The sequence below is a fragment of the Allosphingosinicella sp. genome (genome assembly GCF_036387215.1).
Classification (GTDB): Bacteria; Pseudomonadota; Alphaproteobacteria; order Sphingomonadales; family Sphingomonadaceae; genus Allosphingosinicella.
Genome location: NZ_DASVUE010000316.1, coordinates 1 through 2,869, shown reverse-complemented (window position 1 = coordinate 2,869; position 2,869 = coordinate 1). Strand labels below are relative to the sequence as shown.

Here is a 2,869-nt window from a genome sequence, read left to right as displayed (position 1 = left end):
CATGGCCCGCGAAGGATTGATCACCGAGGAGGAAGCAGTCCTCCGCATCGATCCGTCAGCGCTTGACCAGTTGCTTCATCCGACGCTCGATCCGGAGGCGCCGCGGCAGGTGATCGCCAAGGGCTTGCCCGCATCGCCGGGTGCCGCCTGCGGCCAGGCGGTGTTCGATGCCGACACGGCCGAGCGCTATTCGGCTCTCGGCGAGAAGGTGATCCTCGTCCGCATCGAGACCAGCCCGGAAGACATTCACGGCATGCACGCGGCGAAGGGCATCCTCACCTGCCGGGGCGGGATGACCAGCCACGCGGCCGTGGTGGCGCGCGGCATGGGACGACCCTGCGTCAGCGGCGCCGGCGGGATCTCGATCGACTATAAGAACAAGGTGATGCGGATCGGCTCGATCGAGGTCCGCGAGGACGATACGATCACGATCGACGGCTCCACCGGCGAAGTGATGCTGGGCGCGGTGCCGACGGTGCAGCCGGAGCTGGTCGGGGATTTCGGAACGCTGATGGTCTGGGCCGACCGCGCCCGCCGGCTCCGCGTCCGCACCAACGCCGAGACGCCGAACGACTGCCGCACCGCGCGCGAATTCGGCGCCGAGGGCATCGGCCTCTGCCGTACCGAGCATATGTTCTTCGATGCCGAGCGGATCACCAACGTCCGTCAGATGATCCTGGCCGAGGACGAGAAGGGCCGCCGGACGGCGCTCGCCAAATTGCTCCCGGCGCAGCGGGGCGACTTCGAGGAGATCTTCCGGATCATGGCCGGCTTGCCCGTCACGATCCGGCTGCTCGATCCGCCGCTCCACGAATTCCTGCCGCAGAGCGAGGCCGACTATGCCGAAGTCGCCGCCGCGACCGGCATCTCTCCCGAGCTGCTGAGGCGGCGTGCCGAGGATCTGCACGAGTTCAACCCGATGCTCGGCCATCGCGGCTGCCGGCTGGGCATCACCTACCCCGAAATCTACGAGATGCAGGCCCGCGGCATCTTCGAGGCGGCGGTTGCCGTAGCGAAGGAAAGCGGCGCCGCGCCGATCCCCGAAGTGATGGTCCCGCTCGTGGGCACGAAGGCGGAGCTCCAGATCATTCGCGACCTCATCGACCGCACCGCCAAAGCCGTGTTCGAGGAGCAGGGCAGCACGGTCGATTATCTCGTGGGCACCATGATCGAGCTTCCGCGAGCGGCCCTGATGGCCGGCTCGATTGCGGAGCAGGCGGAATTCTTCAGCTTCGGCACCAACGACCTCACCCAGACGACGCTCGGCGTCAGCCGCGACGATGCGGGCCGCTTCCTCACCGCCTATGTGGAAAAGGGGATTTACGGCCGCGACCCGTTTGTCAGCCTCGATGTCGAGGGCGTCGGCGAGCTCATCCGGCTGGCGGCCGAGCGGGGCAGGGGGGCGAAGCCGGGGCTGAAGCTCGGCATTTGCGGCGAGCATGGCGGCGACCCGTCCTCGATCGCTTTCTGCGAGGAGACGGGTCTCGATTACGTCTCCGCCTCGCCCTACCGCGTGCCCATCGCCCGGCTTGCCGCCGCGCAGGCCGCACTCAGGGCGCGGGCCTAGTCGTGGTCGTCGTCGTGGTGGCGGTGTCCGATCGTGCGCGGGCGGCGATGTCCATGGCTGCGCCGTGCTTATATTCGCGCTCCAGCCGCTCCCGGTGGGCGACCTCCTCGCGGTAGCGGCGCTTCCACTTGGTCCCCGCGAAGATCCAGCCGCCGAGGAACAGGCCGAGCAGGAAGACGAGGATCATCATAATCCACTGGTCGGAAGTGAATGGAGTCACGAGCCGCATCCTTGCCTGAGGAACGTTACGGCTGCTGAATGGGCGGGCCGGGCAGGTGGTTCCCGCCCGGCCGCAGTTCCGGTCCGGTCAGGCGGCGCCGATCAGATTGTCGGAGATGCTGCACGCGGCCGGCCCGAGGATGACGATGAACAGGGTCGGCAGGATGAAGAGGATGAGCGGCACCGTCATGATCGCCGGCAAGCGCGCGGCCTTTTCCTCGGCGCGCATCATGCGCTCGTTGCGGAACTCGGCCGAGAGAACGCGCAGCGCGCTTGCGAGCGGAGTGCCGTATTTCTCGGTCTGGATCATGGTGGTCACGACTCCGCGCACGGCCTCGAGATCGATGCGGTTCGCAAGGTTCTCGAACGCGCTCCGGCGGTCGGTGAGGAAGCCAAGCTCGATCGAGGTGAGCGCGAACTCGTCGCCGAGCTCCGGATAGGCCTTCCCCAGTTCCTTCGACACCCGGTTGAACGAGGCGTCGACGGTAAGGCCCGCCTCGGCGCAGATGATCATCAGGTCGAGCGCGTCGGGAAGACCTTTGCGGATCTTGTCCGTGCGCTTCTGGATCTTGTTCTTGAGGAAGATGTCCGGCGCCTTGTAGGCGAGGATGATCGATCCGGCGACCGCGCCATACTTCTTGATCGCGCCCCAATCCGGGAACCAATCTAGGAAATAGACGCCGGTGATCACGATCGATCCGATCACGACCGGAAGCACGAAGCGCGCGAAGATGACGACGAAGGCGAGGTCCTTGGTGCGGATGCCGGCCTGGAGGAGCCTTCTCTGCGCCTTCTCCACCTGCTCATCCTGGAGCATCTTCATCGAATCGAGGACTCCGCGGACCTTGTCCGCCGCCTCGTTCTTGTTGGTGATCTTCTTTCGGCGCTTGGAGGTCGAGGCGACGATGCCGGCCTTCAGCTGCTCACGCCGCTCGTTGAGCGCCTTGACGCGCTTCGCCATCGGATCGCGGACCGTGGTCGCGGCATAGATTGCGACCATCACGGCAAGCGTCGCGATGGCGGCGAGCGCCGTCGCCACCTTCGCCGTGCTCGTCGCGATCTACGCGGCGACCACGGTCCGCG

General features: G+C 66.5%; 3 protein-coding genes. 1 reads left to right on the top strand and 2 read right to left on the bottom strand.

The features are described 5' to 3' along the window. Positions 1-1,567 (top strand): putative PEP-binding protein (locus tag VF662_RS12800; protein WP_464141828.1); only part of this gene is annotated, 1,567 nt, incomplete at its 5' end. Here the strand turns inward: VF662_RS12800 and VF662_RS12795 are convergent. Together VF662_RS12795 and VF662_RS12790 are read right to left on the bottom strand one after the other, a co-directional pair. Further along, a complete protein-coding gene (locus VF662_RS12795; protein WP_464141826.1) occupies positions 1,551-1,787 on the bottom strand; it encodes a hypothetical protein in 237 nt (78 codons plus the stop codon). The genes VF662_RS12800 and VF662_RS12795 overlap by 17 nt on opposite strands. A gap of 87 nt (positions 1,788-1,874) precedes the next feature. After that, a complete protein-coding gene (locus tag VF662_RS12790) occupies positions 1,875-2,786 on the bottom strand; it encodes a type II secretion system F family protein (protein ID WP_464141830.1) in 912 nt (303 codons plus the stop codon). Between the last annotated feature and the right edge of the window lie 83 nt (positions 2,787-2,869).

Bases quoted from the DNA above. Each gene is read 5' to 3' on its own strand.
- VF662_RS12790 (WP_464141830.1), bottom strand. From the start codon at position 2,786: ATGGTCGCAATCTATGCCGCGACCACGGTCCGCGATCCGATGGCGAAG.